The sequence below is a fragment of the Dyadobacter sp. genome (assembly GCF_039919315.1).
Classification (GTDB): Bacteria; Bacteroidota; Bacteroidia; order Cytophagales; family Spirosomataceae; genus Dyadobacter.
On the sequence record NZ_JBDSFX010000046.1, the window covers coordinates 1 to 18,670 of the forward strand.

General features: G+C 45.0%; 15 protein-coding genes. 2 read left to right on the top strand and 13 right to left on the bottom strand.

Going from position 1 to position 18,670, the window contains the following annotated elements:
* The 8 genes from ABIO93_RS12030 to ABIO93_RS12065 form a co-directional block, all read right to left on the bottom strand.
* Positions 1-1,028: ABC transporter ATP-binding protein (locus ABIO93_RS12030; RefSeq protein WP_348067864.1), on the bottom strand; the 1,028-nt coding region annotated here is incomplete at its 3' end.
* 62 nt (positions 1,029-1,090) lie between these two features.
* A complete protein-coding gene (locus ABIO93_RS12035; RefSeq protein WP_348067866.1) occupies positions 1,091-2,419 on the bottom strand; it encodes a DEAD/DEAH box helicase in 1,329 nt (442 codons plus the stop codon).
* A 122-nt stretch (positions 2,420-2,541) separates the two neighbouring features.
* Positions 2,542-3,183, bottom strand: a complete 642-nt coding sequence (locus ABIO93_RS12040; protein WP_348067868.1) for a porin family protein — start codon at positions 3,181-3,183, stop codon at positions 2,542-2,544.
* A 209-nt stretch (positions 3,184-3,392) separates the two neighbouring features.
* Positions 3,393-4,469, bottom strand: coding sequence for a hypothetical protein (locus ABIO93_RS12045; protein WP_348067870.1), 1,077 nt, complete (start codon positions 4,467-4,469; stop codon positions 3,393-3,395).
* A 22-nt stretch (positions 4,470-4,491) separates the two neighbouring features.
* Positions 4,492-5,415 (bottom strand): hypothetical protein, encoded by a 924-nt coding sequence (locus ABIO93_RS12050; protein ID WP_348067872.1) that lies wholly within the window; start codon positions 5,413-5,415, stop codon positions 4,492-4,494.
* A 9-nt stretch (positions 5,416-5,424) separates the two neighbouring features.
* A complete protein-coding gene (locus ABIO93_RS12055) occupies positions 5,425-5,994 on the bottom strand; it encodes a phosphoribosylglycinamide formyltransferase (RefSeq protein WP_348067874.1) in 570 nt (189 codons plus the stop codon).
* 131 nt (positions 5,995-6,125) lie between these two features.
* The gene (locus tag ABIO93_RS12060) at positions 6,126-6,821 is read right to left on the bottom strand and encodes a hypothetical protein (protein WP_348067876.1); all 696 of its coding nucleotides are present in this window, start codon (positions 6,819-6,821) and stop codon (positions 6,126-6,128) included.
* Positions 6,822-6,929: 108 nt separating this feature from the next.
* Entirely contained in the window at positions 6,930-7,811 is an 882-nt protein-coding gene (locus ABIO93_RS12065) for a geranylgeranylglycerol-phosphate geranylgeranyltransferase (protein WP_348067878.1), read from the bottom strand.
* Between the two features lie 181 nt (positions 7,812-7,992).
* On the opposite strand from ABIO93_RS12065, the gene bshA reads away from it, so the two are divergent.
* Positions 7,993-9,132: an N-acetyl-alpha-D-glucosaminyl L-malate synthase BshA gene (gene bshA / locus ABIO93_RS12070; protein ID WP_348067880.1), complete on the top strand. Its 1,140-nt coding sequence runs from the start codon at positions 7,993-7,995 to the stop codon at positions 9,130-9,132.
* A 130-nt stretch (positions 9,133-9,262) separates the two neighbouring features.
* Entirely contained in the window at positions 9,263-9,520 is a 258-nt protein-coding gene (locus tag ABIO93_RS12075; protein ID WP_348067882.1) for a DUF4834 family protein, read from the top strand.
* 77 nt (positions 9,521-9,597) lie between these two features.
* Here ABIO93_RS12075 and ABIO93_RS12080 read toward each other — a convergent pair whose 3' ends face one another.
* The 5 genes from ABIO93_RS12080 to ABIO93_RS12100 all read right to left on the bottom strand — a co-directional run bounded on the left by ABIO93_RS12080 (position 9,598) and on the right by ABIO93_RS12100 (position 18,670).
* Positions 9,598-11,136, bottom strand: coding sequence for an MFS transporter (locus tag ABIO93_RS12080; RefSeq protein WP_348067884.1), 1,539 nt, complete (start codon positions 11,134-11,136; stop codon positions 9,598-9,600).
* Between the two features lie 194 nt (positions 11,137-11,330).
* Entirely contained in the window at positions 11,331-14,174 is a 2,844-nt protein-coding gene (gene carB, locus ABIO93_RS12085; RefSeq protein ID WP_348067886.1) for a carbamoyl-phosphate synthase large subunit, read from the bottom strand.
* Positions 14,175-14,389: 215 nt separating this feature from the next.
* The gene (locus ABIO93_RS12090; RefSeq protein WP_348067888.1) at positions 14,390-16,237 is read right to left on the bottom strand and encodes a hypothetical protein; all 1,848 of its coding nucleotides are present in this window, start codon (positions 16,235-16,237) and stop codon (positions 14,390-14,392) included.
* 104 nt (positions 16,238-16,341) lie between these two features.
* A complete protein-coding gene (locus ABIO93_RS12095; protein WP_348067890.1) occupies positions 16,342-18,021 on the bottom strand; it encodes a hypothetical protein in 1,680 nt (559 codons plus the stop codon).
* A gap of 106 nt (positions 18,022-18,127) precedes the next feature.
* Positions 18,128-18,670, bottom strand: coding sequence for an NADH-quinone oxidoreductase subunit C (locus ABIO93_RS12100; protein ID WP_348067892.1), 543 nt, complete (start codon positions 18,668-18,670; stop codon positions 18,128-18,130).

Consider the following 18,670-nt stretch of genomic DNA (forward strand, 5'->3'; position numbering starts at 1 on the left):
AGGCTGGGAGGAACTGTTTCGCCACTTTCCTCTACCGCATTATCAGCATCCAGAATGTCGAAGAATCCTTCGGAATACGTCAGCGCATCATTCATCTCGTCATAAATACGGTGTAGCTGCCGGATAGGAGCGGACACATTATTGAACAGCAAAATGTGGAACATGATCGCGCCGATCGACATTTGCTGGTCCAAAACCAAGTACGCGGTAAGGATGATGATGAGAACGACGCCAAGTTGCTCGATGAAACTTTTGATACCGTCGTAGGCAAAGTTGGTACGTCTGGTTTTGAGCTGTGATTCCATCAGTTCCATTTGCGTCTGGTACTGTTTCTCACCCTCAAATTTTTCCCTCACAAAGGATTTGATGACGATAATGGATTCGATCAGGTTGATCAGGCCGCTACTCTTGTTCTCACGCTGTCTTTTCAGTTTCCGCCTCACACCCTGCAGTTCTCCTGCCTGTTTAAAACTGATCCAGAAATAGATCGGAAGGATAGCCAAAGCAATGCTTCCCACATAGAAATTGGCGGAAAACATAATCCCCAGGGCCACTAGTGCATTCGCGAAAAGAGGCAGGATATCAATGAAGAAGTTCTGTATCAGTTTGGTAAGGCTCTCCACGCCGCGGTCAATGCGGGTTTGCAGCTTGCCTTTTTGATTGTCATTATCACTGTAAAAAGCGAGATTGTAAGTGAGGATACGGCTTACCGCTTCCTGGGCAAGGTCGCTCGACACTTTGATCCTGATTTTTTCACCAAAATAACGCTGACCAAATACGATCAGCGAGTTGACGATCTCTTTGATAAAAAGAATGACAGAAATGCGGATCAGTAATTCTTTCCCCTGGATAATGCCCCAATGTTTGTCGAGAATGCTTTGAACGGTATCTACGGTGTAGCGCAAAACCCAGGGGTTAACCTGCGCAGTGACGGCACCGAGTAACGTCAGGAACAAGGCAAAGCTGATTTGCCGGTAGTAAGGTTTAACGTAAGGCTGAAGGCGCTGGAATATTTGCCAAATACTCATATATGAATTGAAACAGATGTTGCTCGGAAATAATTGCAATGACTGTTCTCAATTACTATGCCCTACTTTTTGGCGGAACGCTTGATCGGTCTGCCGTACTTCTGCATTTTTTCTTGTGCATGGTTTCGTCTGACATTCACTTTTTGATTTTTCGCAGCCTTTTCGTGAAATGCCGCCCCGACGGAATCCCGCTTTGGTAGCTTCATATCAATGCTTTTCATGAAGATCTTCGGTTCTTCATCGGGCGTCAGAATATCCGAAATTTTGAGTGTTTCGGGTAAAGGGATGATGGGGATCTCGTAGTCCATTAATTCTTCAATCAATGCCTGCAACTCCTTTTCTCTCTCTGCAATGAAGGAAATGGCTACCCCTTTTTTATCAGCCCGGCCCGTCCTGCCGATCCTATGAATGTAGTTTTCGGGTACTTCTGGAATATCAAATTTGAATACGTGCGACACTTCGGCCACGTCCAGTCCTCTCGCGATGATGTCCGTAGCGATCAGAATGCGATAGGTGCCATCGTGGAACTGCCTGATCGTGTTGAAACGGTGGTTTTGCTCTTTATTAGAATGTATTACCCCAATTTTGTTGAGATAACCCAATTCGAGCTGACCGTAAAGCTGATCGGCCAGTTTTTTAGTGGCTACAAAAATCAGGACCTTGCTCATGTCCTCATTCTGCTCCAGTAACATGTCAAGCAGGTTTACTTTGGTATAAAAATTTGGAACTTCGTAGGCCTTCTGCTCAATGTTTTCCAGGGGTGTTCCAACCGGCGCAGCTTCAATGCGAACCGGATTATTGAAATAAGTTTGCATCAGCGTTTCCACATCCTGGGTAATGGTTGCGGAAAATAGTAGGTTTTGGCGTTTTTGCGGAAGCGTGTCCAGTATATTTTTCAGCTGAGTCCTGAATCCAAGATTCAACATTTCATCCACTTCATCAATCACCAGTTTCTTGATTCCCTTTGTTTTAAGCGAACCATTCAATGCGAGGTCCACCAATCGTCCCGGGGTCGCCACAACTACATCAGCGCCCATTTTCAGTTCGGCCATCTGGACTTTGATATTACCTCCACCATATACGCCAACGACCTGAAGCGTCAGATAGGCACTGAGCTTCCGGACTTCTTCCACTACTTGTACCACCAATTCCCTGGTAGGTACCAGAATGAGAAGCTGAGGCAAACGGTCCTTTGAAAATTCAAGGAGACGCAGCGTAGGAAGCAGGTAGGCAAATGTTTTACCGGTTCCCGTTTGCGCAATTCCACAAACATCCTTGCCCGACATGGTCACAGAAAATACTTTTTCCTGAATCGTGGTCGGCTTGGTGTATCCTGCTTCGGAAAGCGCTTTCAGTAATGGTTTGGTGAGATTTAATTCTTCAAAAGTCATAGCATTGGTCGAAAATAATGTGCAAAGGTACTTCTTAATCTTCCACAAGCCATGAAAACATGTCCTTAAGTAAAAAAGGGCACTCAAAATGAATGCCCTCCTGATCGTGAAGTAATAGTGTGTTAACGCGTCCGAAGTCGTCCGGTGTTTTTATTGTATGTGCCTAGCGGGAAACTCAAACCAACATTGATGCCCCAGTTGTTATTTTTAATGTTGGAGCTCTCAAGCCGCGTTACGTCCAGCAGACCAAGACCATAACGGGCATCAAAATTGAACCAGATTTTCTCCTGCAAGCGATAATTGAAGCCGCCGCCAAATGTAAGTCCCAGGTCAAATGGGCTGAAAACGCGGTTGTTGGAATCACCGTTAATATTATTTCCATCTTTATCCCTTGCACCTACCAGAAAGTTCAGGTTTGGACCAAGGAATATTTTCGGACGCATGCGCTGTCCATATTTGCCGAAAAAGAATGTAGCCAGCAATGGGGCCTGAATGTAGTTGAGGTTAATCTCGTTAGTCTTATTGTTGGTCTGCGCGCCCAGCTGGGTAAATAACAATTGACCGCTGAAACCAAATCCCGATTCACTACTGTAATTATAGAAACCACCGATCGTCAAACCGGGTTTCCAGTTGGTGTTGGATACATCTCCCCTGAAATTAGCAATGGAAATTCCAACAAGCGGGCCTATAGAAACATTCTCTTGTGCTTGTGCCTGCGAGATACATAGTGTCAGCGCAAACAACAAAATAATACAATTCTTCATGTAAGTATGATTTGTTTTTAATCATACCAGAATTACAAAAGATGTACCAGATATGTGTCTGATGGATATTTATGCTAACGGGTTCGCTGCCAATCCAGTTAAGGGCTGTATTTGGATATTTATATTTGTTATAAATAGGGAAAAGCGTAGAAATGCCTCCACAATTGTATACGTTTGCCGCAAAACTTGGCGTATCTGAATAGTTCGGATCAGAACTCATCATCTTCCAGATAAGGCTGATCGGGGATCTGGTAAGTTTTGAGATATGCTTTAAGTTGTGAAGGAACTGCCCAGTGTTTGAGCAGCACTTTAATGTTCTTGATCTCGCTTTTTAACTCATTCACATTGGTATTGAATTTCACAATAACCGTAGTAAGCGAGTTGGCGTGCTGGTAAGGAAGGCCGCACACCGCCGAAATTTGTTTCTGAATGACTTCTTTTTCGAGTTCTAATTCTTCTACCTGCTGTTTGAGCACCTTATTATAGTAGTTCAGCTGGTTTTTGGTCAGATTTTCCAAATTGTCCTGGTCAATCCGTTCAAACTCGATTTGCAGTTTTAACAGTTGAAGCAGGTTGTTTTCCTGGTAGGCCTGCGTAATGCGCTGCATGGTTTCCGTCTTCCGCAGCTTTTCCGCCTCATCAGTTTCACGGTCAGGATGGAATGCTTTTACCAGATCCATGTAAACAGTTCTTACGGATTTGGTTGTTTTCTGCTTCTCTGCATGCAGCTTGGCCTCCTGGATACGCTGTTGAAGCCGCTGTTCCCGTTGCTCGGCTTTGATACGCTGCTGTTCCTCTTCTGGTAAGTCGTGAAATGCGGCTGAGTGAGTTTCCTCTTGCCCATTTTCACTATCAAGAAGAAATGCAGGGTCTGTTATTTTGGTAGCGTCCTTTTCTCGTTTTTCCTCTAATAAAACTTCAATGTCCGTTTCGCTGTATTTGTTGAAAACCGGTTTCAGATCGTCATATCCAAAATGGGCAATGAGGTCGAATGCGCTTTCGGTGATCAGGTAAGAAAGTTTGGTCTGGTATGCCTTTCTGAAAAGATCATTGGAATAAGTTCGGTCCATCAGATGCACAATTTCGGCACGAAAACCCTGATATTCGCGAACCAGCGGGTCAAGATCCGTCGGTATTCTCTGGATCATCTGCTCATAGGCAGCCCGGAGCTCTGGAATGAGCCGGTCCAAGTCTTCAATTTTCTCGGATAACTGATTGAATTCCTTTTGTCTTTTATTAAGACTCTCTTTTTTCTCGTGTATGCGTAAAACCGACGTTTCTGACATGGGGTATTGAAAATGGATAAAGTTAGGGTTGCATTGACAATTCCTGATATGAAATCAGAATAATGGCCAGAACTGCTAATACAAGTCCCCATTTGTTAAGAAGGTTCAAATGTTCCTTATAAATAGCCCATGCGGCGAAGGAAGAGACCAGCATGGTCAGGATATTGTAAATAGGAAACACAAATGCGGCGCTGTTGCTAAATGAACCAAGCGCAAGAAGCAAAAAGTAGAGAGACAAAAAATTAGGTACACCCAGAATGAAGCCGCCCAGTACACTCCGGAGCAGAAGCTTTTCTTTTCCAATGATGATCTTATATATTAGTATCACTGTACCAATAATGATTGCGCCGGTGCATGCGATGATCATGAAGATCGTGGTCTGGCCTGGAAGGTAATACCTGACCGACAGGTAGTTGATGAGCGTATTATTGGTGCCGGCTGCAAAAAATGTCAGGATCGGCAGTAGCCAAAGTGCATTGTCTGAGACCAACGCAGGTTCAACGTTCTTATCTTTTTTCTCGCCTGATTTCTGAATAGCGCCCAGCCCAAGGGCTACCAATGCAACCACCAACCCTGCGTAGTTTAATGTAGTGAATTCCTTGTTATTGTTCCTGAACACAAATAATCCGAAAAGCACCGGGATAACCAGTGACATATTGCCCGCCAGGGAGGTAGCGGTCACGCTTACTTTTTGAGCGGTAAGGCCGATCAACATGAAGGCTGTGACGAACATGGAACCCAGCGCCAAAGTGAGCAATGTGCCTTGCGAATCAGTTTGCACCTCCCGGAATACGGAGAGATCGGGAGTAAGGACGAGCCCGGTCAGAACACAAGCGTAATAATTGAAAACAATAGCATGAAAGGAATCCACCTTGTAGCGCGGATAAGCGCGCATAATGAGGTACAGCGCTACTGTAAACAAAACGGCCAGCAGAAAGTAAAGCATACAAATGTGCTACCGTTTGTAAAGAATTTCGTCTATCACACGCGGATAATGTTCGTGTTCCAGCGCATGGATTTTATGCGCAACGTCATCAGCTGTATCGGTAGGTTCAACGTCACAAGTTGCCTGGAAAATGATATTCCCTTCGTCGTAATGGTGGTTGACATAATGGATGGTAATACCGGATTGGGTTTCCTTCGCATTGACCACAGCCTCGTGTACGTAATGCCCGTACATACCCTTACCGCCGTATTTGGGTAGTAGCGCGGGGTGAATGTTGATCATCCGATTAGGGAAAGCATCGACTAGCATAGGCGGTACCAGCATCATAAACCCGGCAAGAATGACAAGGTCAATTCCCTCATTCTGTAATATTTGCGGGATTTTGCCGGTATGGTAAAAGGTTTTCTTATCAAAAAAGACGACGGGTATCTGTAATTTGCAAGCTCTTTTAATCACACCCGCCATCGGATTATTTGTAAAGATCAGCGAAACGTCCACGTCTTCTCTTTGCAGGAAATATTCACAGATTTTTTCAGCGTTAGATCCAGAACCGGAGGCGAAAATGGCAAGTCTTTTCATTTTTTGTAGTTAAAATTGGAATCGATCGGAGGTATTCGTAATACTTATTTGACAAAGCTAAGCAAAGAACGGCTCACAGAGTCACCGGGAGCCGTTCTTTGGTATAATTATTAACATAAAGACACCAAAGCTCAGTAGATTTTAGTGAGTTCACTGTAACCCATGAGCTTTCCTTTGCGATAAGTCTCAGTTTTGAGGTCCCAGACTATGCCGGGGGCACGATAGGAGATACTTTGCATGTCCATTTTGACGGGGAAACCCATCACCATTTCCATATTCATGTCGGAAGTAAGCTTGTATGCGTCGTAAGTGCCGGCAGGGATGGTCAGTTTTTCCTGACCAACTATGACGCGGTTTTTGATGAGCATATTAAAGTTGATGGCCATCGGTCCGGACTTCCCTTCACCTTTTACCGAAGCGTCCTTTAATTTGTCGCCGACATTGTATTTGGCAGGATACTCAATGTTGTCGTAGGTGAATTTCATTTCCATGTTTTGGAACGACTTCATTTGCTCCTGGCTGATCAAAGAACTGGCGTCCAGTGTCAGTACATTGCCGTCGCACATCATTTTGTAGGTGTTCTTCAACTCGGATTTTCCTTTGTTATTGAAGGATTCCATGTCAATTACAAAAACGGTGTTGGCACCTTCCTTAGTAACTTTGACAATTTTGTAGACGATTTTACCGATCGATTTGGCTTTTCCGTCATAATTATTCATTTCGAATCCGCCGCCTTCTTTCATCGTCAGGCCTGCGCATTCCTGGGCGAAAACCTGCCCGCAAAGCATGAGGAGGCATAGTATGCTCCATAAAACAAGCTTTTTCATAAATGTAGGATTAGTGAGTTACTGGTTTAACACCCGAGTAAATATACTTTTTGAATTCTGTTTTCGCACCTGATTTTTTTTAAATTGATTTAAAGGAAAAATGGCAAATCAGGCCCACACCATGGTGATCAATCCGAGAAGCATAATGATCTTACATAAACTGCTGATTTCCCGGAAGTCACGTCGGGTATCGGCCTTTGAAAGTTTGAATGTAAGCCAGGAAACGGGAAAGAGTAGCAAAAAGAATAGCAACACCAGCAAGTTGTTGTCCAGCGCGTGTGCCATTACGAATAATGTAAGGACAAAGAACGTCACTACCAGATAAAGAAAGTTTTTGGTCCGGCGAATACCCCAGATAATAGGTAATGTACGACAACCATGGGCCTCATCGCCTTTAATGTCTTCCATATCTTTCACAATTTCACGGATCAGTGATATGAAAAAAGAAAATACGGCGTAGATGAAAACCAGATGCCGGTTGGCCGGATAATGTACAGTCAATATCAATAGTGTAAATCCGGTCAGCAGCGACACGATAAAGTTACCAATGAAAGGCAGTCGCTTGTATCGCTCGGAGTAAAACCATAACAGGGTTATTGAAAATACATTGATCAAAAATATATAGGGACTGACGACCAGCCCGAGAACGGCACCCATTACATTCAGTATCTGGTGCGCGCCCATGGCCCACCTTCTTTTGAGGTAACGGCCAACAACTACGCGCTCGGGCTTATTGACAATATCAATTTTAATGTCAAAATAATCATTGATAATATAGCCTGCTGCGGCTATGCAAACCGTTGACAATGAAAGCACAAACATATCGACATTACCGACGATGCTACGCCATTCGTCTCGGGGTCCTATTAAAAGAATTCGTGTGAAGTATTGGGTAAGCACAACAATCACCAGGTTGGTCATGCGGACCAGACGGGCACTTCCGGTAACGTAATCCCATAATCTGATTTTCGGTCTTGCAGACACATTCATGGAGGCTAATATCAGGAAATGAAGGTTTAGGCACTAAAATTATTCATTTTATACCATTAACGACAATTCTTCACATCTTTATCCATTTGTTGAGATAAAAAGAGAGCATTTGTTGTTAGTTGTTTAAAATATGTCATTCTGACGATTTTATCATGGGACTTTCAACTATTTAATGAAAATTATGAAAATTGGTATTGTATGCTATCCTACCTTCGGAGGAAGTGGAGTGGTAGCTACTGAACTTGGAAAAGCACTAGCCAAGGCCGGGCATCAGGTTCATTTTATTACATATTCTCAACCACAAAGACTTGATTTTTTTAATGAGAACCTTTACTACCATGAAGTAAATATACCTGCTTATCCATTATTTCAATACCCCCCTTACGAGTCCGCATTATCCAGTGAAATGGTGCATGTTGTGACCAATGCAGGTCTGGATCTTTTACATGTTCACTATGCTATCCCGCACGCTTCTTCGGCTTATTTGGCCAAACAAATTCTGGCGCAGCAGGGCATCAACATTCCCATCATCACGACATTGCATGGCACCGATATCACGCTGGTAGGTAAAGAACCATCCTATGAGCCGGTAGTGACATTCAGTATCAACCAGTCTGACGGCGTTACGGCAGTTTCAGAATCGTTGAAAAAAGATACTTACAGTCATTTCAAGATCACCAGGGACATTGAGGTAATACCAAACTTCATTGACCTGGATCGTTTTAACCGCCAGAAAAAGGATCATTTCAAGTTGGCGATCTGCCCTAATAATGAAAAGCTGATCGTCCATACCTCCAATTTCAGGAAGGTGAAGCGGATCGATGATGTGATCATGATTTTTGAAAAATTGCGGAAACTGCTGCCGAGTAAATTGTTATTGGTAGGGGACGGCCCTGACCGTGCGCGCATTGAACGCCTTTGTAAAGAGCTGGATATGCTTTCGGACGTGCGGTTTTTGGGTAAATTGGATGCTATTGAAGAAGTTCTTTCGGTTGCGGACCTATTCCTGATGCCTTCTGAATCGGAAAGTTTCGGGCTTGCTGCGCTGGAAGCGCTTGCTTGTGAAGTTCCTTTGATCACGTCCAATGCAGGAGGCTTACCGGAGTTGAATATTCACGGAGTAACCGGGTTTTTGAGTGATGTGGGCGATGTGGAGGACATGGTCAAAAATGCAGCATTCATTCTGGCTGACGAAAATCTGCCTACATTCAAGGTCAATGCACTGGCACGTGCGAAGGAATTTGATGTTGCCAAAATTCTGCCGCATTACGAGTCATATTACGAACGTGTGCTGGAAAGCAGCAAAGCTGTTGAAATTTAGGCACCCAAACCGCTCGTAATTTCACTTCGCCGTTCACAGCCGGATTGCATCATTCATTAGGTTTTCATTATATTCGTGTGCTATTTATGCTAGGTTTACGTTATAGATTGAAGTAATAAACTTTTGACAGATGAAACTGGTATTTAATATAATTCTCATATTCTTGCTTCTGATAGCCTTTGTGCCTTTTTTCAGGAGATTTATTTTTCATTTGCTGGTAGGACGTCAGCTTATCAAAGAGCAGGAAAGACAATACAGGGCTCAGCAGCAACAGCAACGCCAGAGCGCAAAACAAGGTGTCCGGGTTGACAATGTGCAGCAGGCTGACCCTAATCAGTCGTCGAGGTTTGGAGGTGGTGAGTATGTTGACTACGAAGAAGTGAAATAGAAAAAATTGAATAAATAGGAAGAGCCGGTATTTCAAAAGTACCGGCTCTTTTGCTTTTTCCATGACCCTGACTTGCTTCAATGATCATCCTGGTCTTCGACCCGGAGCGATAGCAGAGCAGCCAGGATCATTGAAAATCCGCCGACGACCAATGCATAAATCGGTTCGCCGTGAAAGAATTGCTTGATCAGAAAGCCAAGTAAGGCGGCAGCGACGATTTGCGGAATGACAATGAAGAAATTGAACAATCCCATAAAATAACCCATTTTCTTGGGCGGCAACGAGCCAGCGAGCATTGCATAAGGAATAGATAAAATAGAAGCCCACGCCACTCCGATTCCGATCATGGACAGCATTAGATACTTAGCGTCTGGTAGTAAGTATACTGATAACAAGGCGATTCCACCTGCCAGCAAGCATATCATATGCGTCACTTTTCTGCCAGTTTTGATGGCGATAACCGGAATTATGAATGCTACCAATGCTGAAATTCCATTGTAAACACCCATACACAGCCCTACCCAGTCGGCGCCGTCGTTGTACAATTTGCTGGTAGGATCGGAAGTGCCGTATAAGTGACTTGTTACCGCCGGGGTCATGTAAATCCACATGGCAAAAAGGGCGAACCATGAAAAAAACTGTACGACAGCTAGTTGCTTCATGGTAGCTGGCATATTTTGCAGGTCGCTCATGATCATGACAAAAGCAGAGCCTTCACTTTTATCTCTGGCAGCTATTCCGGCGGCGACAAAAAGGAGGCCCATGACCAGAACACCCAGGGAAAATATGTAGAGTTCTTTGTTTAGATCGCGGCTGATGAACCATAGCGTAAATGCGACTCCGATGGCGGAAAATATATAACCTTGTCGTAAAAGCTTCTGTTGCTTGCCCGTAGCGATTACCGCGGGGTGAAGCAGCGGTGTTTCGGCCTGCTGCTTGGAAAACGCGTGCAACTGTTCCGGCGAATATTCCCTCGATTTGGCGACGGTCCAAATCACTGCCAGCAAAAAGATAAACCCTCCGAGGTAGAACGACCACTTGACTGAATCGGGGACAATGCCTTGCGGCGCCTGATTGGAAATATCAAACCAATTCGTAAAAATATAAGGCAGCGAAGAAGCTACAATGGCACCGGTACCGATAAAAAAGCTCTGCATCGCGAAACCGGAAGTCCGTTGCCGGGATGGCAGATTGTCACCCACAAAAGCCCTGAATGGCTCCATTGTAATGTTAATGGATGCATCCAGTATCCACAATGTGCCAGCTGCAAACCAAAGCCCGGGAGAATTTGGCATGACAAATAACGAAAGCGAGGCAAGAATGGCACCGGCAAGGAAGTAAGGTCGCCGCCTGCCCAGGCGCGTCCAGGTATGGTCACTAAAATAGCCGATGATGGGTTGTATGATGAGGCCGGTTAATGGAGCAGCTACCCAGAGAATGGGAATGTCGTCTACTTTTGCGCCGAGTGTTTCAAAGATGCGGCTCACATTCGCATTCTGTAATGCAAACCCAAACTGAATACCCAGGAAGCCGAAACTCATATTCCAGATATCCCAAAACGGAAGTAAAGGCTTGGTATCTGATGCTTCACTTACGGAGGGGGAATTGGACGCCATTTTACTAATTTTTAGATACTGGAGAGAAGCAAATCAGTCCAAAAGTAGAATAGTTTCCGGGTTTTCAAAATTTAATTTTCAAAAGGTTATTTTGCATTAAATAAATGAAAAAAGCCTTGGAAATAAACTCCAAGGCTTCCATTATTAAATCAAACCATCGGCCTGATTAGCAGACGAGGTTGGCTGAATGAGCACTACCGGCTCAGGTAAAGATTGCGTTCGCCATATATTTTCTGAAAGAAATCATCCTGCAAATCATCAATGAAGTAAATGGCTTCACCGGTTGACTTCATTTCAGGCCCCAGTTCCTTATTGACATTTGGGAACTTGTTGAATGAGAACACAGGGATTTTAATTGCCCAGCCTTTTTTCACAGGTTTGAAGTCGAAATCCTTCACTTTTTTATCACCCAGCATCAATTTGGTAGCGTAATTGACGTAAGGCTCCTGGTATGCCTTGCAAATAAACGGCACCGTCCGGGAAGCCCTTGGGTTGGCCTCGATCACGTACACCACGCCATTTTTAATCGCGAATTGCACATTGATCAATCCTTTGACGTTCATCGCCAATGCAATTTTACGGGTATGCTCTTCAATCTGACGGATTTCGTCTGCTGAAAGATCAAATGGAGGTAATGCGGCATGGGAGTCACCGGAGTGAATTCCGGCTGGCTCGATATGCTCCATCACACCGATAATGTACGCGTCTTCGCCGTCGCAGATTGCATCCGCTTCTGCTTCCAGCGCGCCTTCCAGGAAGTGGTCAAGAAGAATGTTGTTATCGGGAATGTCGTGGAGGATCTTCACAACATGCTGCTCCAATTCCTTCTCATTGATCACAATCTTCATATTTTGTCCACCCAATACGTAGCTTGGACGTACCAGAAGCGGGAAGCCCAGGGTGCGTGACAGTTCCACGGCCGCATCGGAAGTTCTTACTGTTCCGAATTGAGGAAAAGGAATTTCCAGTTCTTCAAGCAGGGCAGAGAATCGACCACGGTCTTCGGCTAAGTCTAACGACTGGTAGCTGGTACCGATAATTTTAATACCGTATTTTTCCAGTTTCTCTGCCATTTTGAGAGCGGTCTGGCCACCAAGCTGAACGATTACGCCTTCCGGTTTTTCGTGCTCAATGATGTCAAAAACGTGCTCCCAGAAAACCGGTTCAAAGTACAATTTGTCCGAAATGTCAGGGTCAGTTGAAACCGTCTCAGGGTTACAGTTTACCATGATCGTTTCATAACCTGCTTCTTTTGCAGCCAAAACGCCATGGACACAGGAGTAGTCAAATTCAATTCCCTGCCCGATCCGGTTAGGACCTGAACCGAGTACCACCACTTTTTTGCGGTCGCTCACGATGGATTCATTGTCAGGGAATTCCTGTGACGTATTGAATGTAGAGTAGTAATAGGGTGTCTTCGCCTCAAACTCCGCCGCGCAGGTATCCACACATTTATATACACGCTTGATACCCATTTCCTTTCTCTTATCGTATACCTTACTTTCCTTGGTATTCAACAAATGGGCGATCTGGCGGTCAGCGTAACCTTTTTGTTTTGCAGTCAATAACAGATCTTTTGGAAGATCGTTGAGGTCAAATTTTTCGATTTCATGTTCCAGCTCGATCAGTTCTTCGATCTGGCGCAGGAACCATGCATCAATTTTGGTCAGGTTTTGGATGGTTTTGAATGACAAACCGATCTTGAATGCATCATATATATGGAAAAGACGGTCCCAGCTTGGATGTTTCAAGCTGTATTTAATCGCTTCCTGATCGCGTAGCTCACGTCCATCTGCTCCCAAACCGTTTCTACGAATTTCCAGTGACTGACAAGCTTTTTGCAATGCTTCCTGGAAATTACGTCCGATACCCATGGCTTCACCTACGGACTTCATTTGTAGACCCAGTGAGCGGTCAGCTCCTTTAAATTTATCAAAATTCCAGCGAGGGACTTTTACAATGACATAGTCAATAGAAGGCTCGAAGAAGGCCGAAGTGCTTCCGGTGATCGGGTTGATCAGCTCGTCGAGGTTGTATCCGATCGCCATTTTCGCAGCGATTTTCGCAATAGGGTAACCAGTCGCTTTGGATGCCAGTGCCGAAGAGCGGGAAACACGTGGGTTAATTTCAATCGCAATGATTTGATCATCAGCCGGATTTACCGAGAACTGAACATTACAGCCACCCGCAAATTTGCCGATACCATCCATCATTTTGATGGCCAGATCGCGCATTTGCTGATAAAGCGTATCAGGTAATGTCATTGCGGGCGCAACCGTGATGCTGTCTCCTGTATGTACACCCATCGGGTCAAAGTTCTCGATCGAGCAGATAATGATGAAGTTACCTTTGCCGTCGCGAAGCAGTTCCAGTTCGTATTCTTTCCAGCCCATTGCACTTTGCTCTACCAATACTTCGTGTACGGGTGAAGCGTGCAAGCCATTATTCAATGCTTTGTCGAAATCCTCTTCCCTTTCAACAAAACCTCCTCCTGTTCCTCCCAATGTATAGGAAGGGCGGATCACAAGGGGGAAACCAATTTCCTGCGCAATTTCTTTTCCTTCCAAAAACGACCTCGCTGTACGGCCTTTGCAGACATTCACATTGAGTTCAAGCATTTTCAGACGGAATTTCTCCCTATCCTCAGTAGTTTCGATCGCTTTGATGTCCACACCGATGATCTCAATATCATATTTCTTCCAGATACCTGCTTTGTCGCAGTCAATGGCAAGGTTCAACGCAGTTTGCCCACCCATGGTAGGAAGTACGGCATCAATGGGCTTGCCCATTGCCTTATGCTTTTCCAGAATTTCAACGATATACTTCTTTTCCAACGGCAACAGATAGACGTGATCTGCGCTGATCGGATCTGTCATAATTGTTGCAGGATTCGAGTTGATCAAGACCACCTCTATTCCTTCTTCACGTAGAGAACGGGCTGCCTGAGAACCGGCATAGTCAAACTCGCACGCCTGACCGATGATAATTGGACCTGAACCGATAATTAGAACGGAATTGATATTCGTATTTTTGGGCACAGTAAATGGTAATTTGTAGAAATGACGAAATACTTTTTAACAACTTTTGGGGTTGCCTGTTAATATCTGAGCAGGGGTACGTCCAAAAATTCCACAAAGTTAATTCACATATCCGAAAATGAAGGGTAGGTAGCTGGAAATTACTGTGATTTTTTGTGTATTGGACATTAACTACCTTTTTATCAGCTCATTAAGCAGATTAAAATTCATCAATGTCATTGAAGTGGGACAATGGAAGGAGCGGAGATGTCAAAATCTCTCAATCGGAGCGGTACGTTTCCGCTGGCGCCAAAACGGAAATCCGCTGAATTGCCTGGGATATTAGGGTAATAACCCACACGGAGTTGTAAGGTGTTAAATGTAAGGTTTTCATTTCTCAGCCTCAGGCCGAGCCCGTAACCTTGATATAAAGGACTTTTCCAGATCGATGCCCCACCCTTGACCAAACCAATGTCTGCAAAAACAAAGTAGGCAATACGAAACCCTAGCAAACTTTTGTCAGAAAAGAATACGGTTTCGGTACCTAAAGTCAGCCTTTTTGTGCCAATTAACTGATCATTATTAATACCTCTAATGCCTTGCTCTCCACTGATATTCAAGTAATCCAGTGGGTCGCGGCGGATGCCGTGCGTGTAGCGGAATACGAGGAACTGGCGGAAAAAGCTGTATCGGAATGGAATCAGGTTGCTAATGTAATTGAGCTGCCCGTTGATCACACCCTGTTGCGCGCGGCCATTTTTGGAATAACTGCCCATGTTCACAATCCCATACATATAGCCCAGATTGTGAGGCAGGTATTTGCCCGTGGCATATTGAATACCTCCATATCCCCGTGCTCCAAACTCAGTATTTTCCTGTCCGATCGTGAGTGCAAACAAGCTACCGATCGGAACGTCCTCCGTTCTACCAAAACCGTAGATCAAGACATCCCGCCGGTAATTACGGTTAGAGAAACCAATACTGACCAATGTCGCGGTCCTGTTCCAATAGATCTTATTGGTGTCTGCTGCTACGTTTGGACGCTTTTCAAAATCGTATTTATTATGCCTGATAGCCGTCACGATCCGTGAGTTCTTGCTCAGTCGGCTGTTCGGGAACGGGAATTTAAATGCTCTTCCGAGCCATAAGTCGTAATATTTGTATTCGGTTGGATACACGGGCAGGGAAACATCAGGATTGTCCAGATCCCGCCTGTATTGCTGCGTGTTGTAATGACCAATTTCCACAGCCCCAGCATACTTGGTTTCATTGGTAAGAAACCGTCGGAAGAAACGGATCGATTGTTCTTTTAGGTCTTTTTCGAAAATAAAACTGGCCTGCCCTGTGATGAAGGTTTTACCAATATATGGGACCGTGTAAATGGTCCTGAACTGAAATTTTTGAGCGTTATCGGCAGTATCCTTCGCATCCCAGCGGATGGCCGTTCGCTGGGAATGTGTCGTACCCCTGACGTTAATATTTTCAATACCGGCATTGAATTTCTTGAATGAGCTGAAACCGCCAGAGAAATTCAGCGACCACGCATCCTGGATCAGGATCACCACGTCGGCCATCCAGGTTACGTCCGTCCTCGGTACCACAATGATCCGCGCATCGACAATGGTGCGGTTACTTCGGAGTAGACGTTCATTGTCTTTCAGCTTTTGCGCCTCAATGTCGTCCCCTTCCGAAAAAAGCAGGAATGATTTTCGGATGATGCCTTCGCGGGTGTTGGTATGCACGCTTTTACTCAGGAAACGTTCGAGCTGGTTACCTTTCCGGGTGGTATCATAAACCGACTCGCCAAGAATGTCCAGCTGACGAATGTAAATTTTGCGGATAACCATTCCCTCGTACGGAGTGAATGGATTTGTCTCGATTTTCTTAACCTCCGTAACCTTGCCCTGGTTGTAAACATCCCTGAATAAAAGCCTGTAAACGGCGCGTGAAAATTTTGTTTTCGACATCCGCGCTTTCAGGTTTGTATACCTTATGCTGTCGCGGCTGTGAGCTTCCAGGCTGTCGGGATTTTGGGCCGAAGCGGTGGCAGCTAGCAGTAAAAACAGCAATAAATATCTATACATGGCACTTTCAATTCCAAATCAACACACTTAACGTAAATGTACGAATGTCAGATATAGTAAGATTGCGAACGATTTACGGGTATTTACGGAAAAGTACGACGATGCTATTGTTTATCCGCTTCTAAAATTGCCGTAGCCGTTTTCTCCGTCGCGCTGGGTGCAGGAGCGTTTTTTAAGGCGAATTTTCCATTCGGCCTGATGATGGAAAATGTTGCCGCGTCCAGGGGATTGAGCCTGAACAAAAGGTCCATCATCTGACTGCTGTTCAGTAACAAATGCGTTCCTCGGAGTTTGTGGCGTACAATATATTGTTTGAGAAGTGCATCGGAGGCTACATATTCTTCACCGGGTAAGTGAATGTAGAGAAATACAATGTCTTCGGGAAGACTCGCCTGCAGTGCGGGGATATAGTCCATTTCTTCGCGGCTTTTGGCATCTTCCATATTCCATTTAACGAGGTAAATGGTTTTCCCTTTGTTAATTTCAATGATCCGGTTGACCCAGGCAGTTCCCCGGTCATTGGAAGCCGCTAGTAAATAGCCAGGCAATACTTCCACAGGATCGGTTCTCAGGTCCTTGAAATTGATCAGCTTGTTGATATCCGTGCTGTCTTTTACTTCCAGGTTCACAATCTCGTCGAGCGACTCCCGAAACTGAGGGATACCAGTCTTGGATTGAATGTGTTGGCTCAGTAATAATTGTTGTTTGTAAGTAAATTTGTAAAGATTTTTGGCCAGGTAGCGTGCTTTTAGAAATTCGGTAGCGGTACTGTCGAAAAGGTCATTGTAGATCCGGCTTTCTCTTTCATAGTTGAAAAGCAGGTTGAGTACCATTTCATTTTTTGCAAAAAGCTTGTTCAGGAAATCCAGCTCTGACTTTTCCGCCAATCCATTTAATGTGACCTGGTCGAGACGCTCTTTTTCTTCGGCAGTCAGCTTGGTAGCATTGTTTCTGATCAGAGAGGCCATTAACCTCACCGGTAGGGAATTGGTACGGCTCGGATTGTTATATTTCCGCTCTTCGACTAGCAGGTCGGAATAGTTGCCAAAACGGTTGGCCCAAATCACGCGCTGCCCGGTCAATGGAGGATCACCAAGGCGCTTCAAGCTGTCCAGCAAACCTTTACCAACCTCATATTGTCCGCTTAATGCATGTTCGAACAGGATTTGAAGTTGTTCTTCGTCGGTAATGGATTTGACCCATTGATATAAAAGCGGCGACTGAACATTGTTCCTGGTAGCAGCCTGAACAGCCGAAAGTCGTAGTTGCGCACGTTGCGAGGCCAGGGATTTGGCGTCCGAAGGACTTCTTTCCCAAAAGGATTTGAAGAAATCGGCGCCCAGGACTCTATTGGAAGTCAACGCCTGATTTTCTGCTGCCAGGTATTGTCCGTACTGATTGTTGGCATCCGCATTAACTCCTGCGAAGTAAAAAAGCTTTTTCGCCTTGGCCAGTGAGTCACCATTGAAAGTGACCTCTACCGTACCGGGAGAGCCGAGAAACGTGGTAAAAGCTTTACCGCCGTAGTCCAGATAAAATTCTTCCTGAGGAAAAAGAATGGGTAGCGACACGCGAAAACTGCCGTCGGGCTGCAAAGGAGCCTGCTTGCTCAGCTCCGACTGCGGTTGCAGAATGTTGTTTCGGGAAAAAGTGATCGAGGGGGCCTGACGGTAAAGTCTTCCATTTAAATTGAGTATGCGCCCTTTAATGATCAGAGAATCAGATGAAGCAAATGATGCTGTGAAAAAACCTGAGAAGAGGACGGTCAAAAGTATGAAGCGCATGCACGTACATATTAAAAATTTGTAACGAAAAATAGTGAGCCTTTTTCACGCTACCAAATTTGTCGTGTTTATTTCAGGGCATTGCCGGTTGCTCCAATTGTCGATATCAGGCCCGGTCTGTATCAGTCGGCTGTTGCTCGGAATTGCCATCTTGATAACGCACATAAATTCCGTGGTAACGGTCTTGTAGCTGGTAGTCCTTTCGCAACGGATGTCCTTCCCAATCTTCGGGTAACAGGATCCGTCTCAGGTCCGGATGTCCTTCAAAATGGATACCCATCAGGTCAAAGGCCTCGCGTTCGTGCCAATCGGCCGTACGCCAAATCGTACTGACGGTGGGTACGACGGGTAGGGGAGTACCCGGTAAATTTCTTGGAAAAATCGTTTTGAGGGTCAGGTCATGCCCATAGGGAATGGAAGTAAGGTTGTAGATCACTTCCATAGTCGCCAGGCCCGGGCCATTGTCAATCGCGGTAATGCACGCCAGGTAGTCGAAATACAGTCTTTCATCGGCGTGTAAAAACCGACAGATATCCTGCACACTGTCAACCGGAATGATCAAAACAGGCTGCGGGCTTCTGGTATCCGCATCAATGGTAGCATCCGGGAATGCGGCTACGATCAATGCAGTTATTTCCTGAAAATTCAT

Excerpts from the sequence above, each read along its gene's own strand:
- ABIO93_RS12035 (WP_348067866.1), bottom strand. The coding sequence starts at position 2,419 with ATGACTTTTGAAGAATTAAATCTCACCAAACCATTACTGAAAGCGCTT.
- ABIO93_RS12040 (WP_348067868.1), bottom strand. The coding sequence starts at position 3,183 with ATGAAGAATTGTATTATTTTGTTGTTTGCGCTGACACTATGTATCTCG.
- ABIO93_RS12045 (WP_348067870.1), bottom strand. The coding sequence starts at position 4,469 with ATGTCAGAAACGTCGGTTTTACGCATACACGAGAAAAAAGAGAGTCTT.
- ABIO93_RS12050 (WP_348067872.1), bottom strand. The coding sequence starts at position 5,415 with ATGCTTTACTTTCTGCTGGCCGTTTTGTTTACAGTAGCGCTGTACCTC.
- ABIO93_RS12055 (WP_348067874.1), bottom strand. The coding sequence starts at position 5,994 with ATGAAAAGACTTGCCATTTTCGCCTCCGGTTCTGGATCTAACGCTGAA.
- ABIO93_RS12060 (WP_348067876.1), bottom strand. The coding sequence starts at position 6,821 with ATGAAAAAGCTTGTTTTATGGAGCATACTATGCCTCCTCATGCTTTGC.
- ABIO93_RS12065 (WP_348067878.1), bottom strand. The coding sequence starts at position 7,811 with ATGAATGTGTCTGCAAGACCGAAAATCAGATTATGGGATTACGTTACC.
- bshA (WP_348067880.1), top strand. The coding sequence starts at position 7,993 with ATGAAAATTGGTATTGTATGCTATCCTACCTTCGGAGGAAGTGGAGTG.
- ABIO93_RS12075 (WP_348067882.1), top strand. The coding sequence starts at position 9,263 with ATGAAACTGGTATTTAATATAATTCTCATATTCTTGCTTCTGATAGCC.
- ABIO93_RS12080 (WP_348067884.1), bottom strand. The coding sequence starts at position 11,136 with ATGGCGTCCAATTCCCCCTCCGTAAGTGAAGCATCAGATACCAAGCCT.
- ABIO93_RS12090 (WP_348067888.1), bottom strand. The coding sequence starts at position 16,237 with ATGTATAGATATTTATTGCTGTTTTTACTGCTAGCTGCCACCGCTTCG.
- ABIO93_RS12095 (WP_348067890.1), bottom strand. The coding sequence starts at position 18,021 with ATGCGCTTCATACTTTTGACCGTCCTCTTCTCAGGTTTTTTCACAGCA.
- ABIO93_RS12100 (WP_348067892.1), bottom strand. The coding sequence starts at position 18,670 with ATGAATTTTCAGGAAATAACTGCATTGATCGTAGCCGCATTCCCGGAT.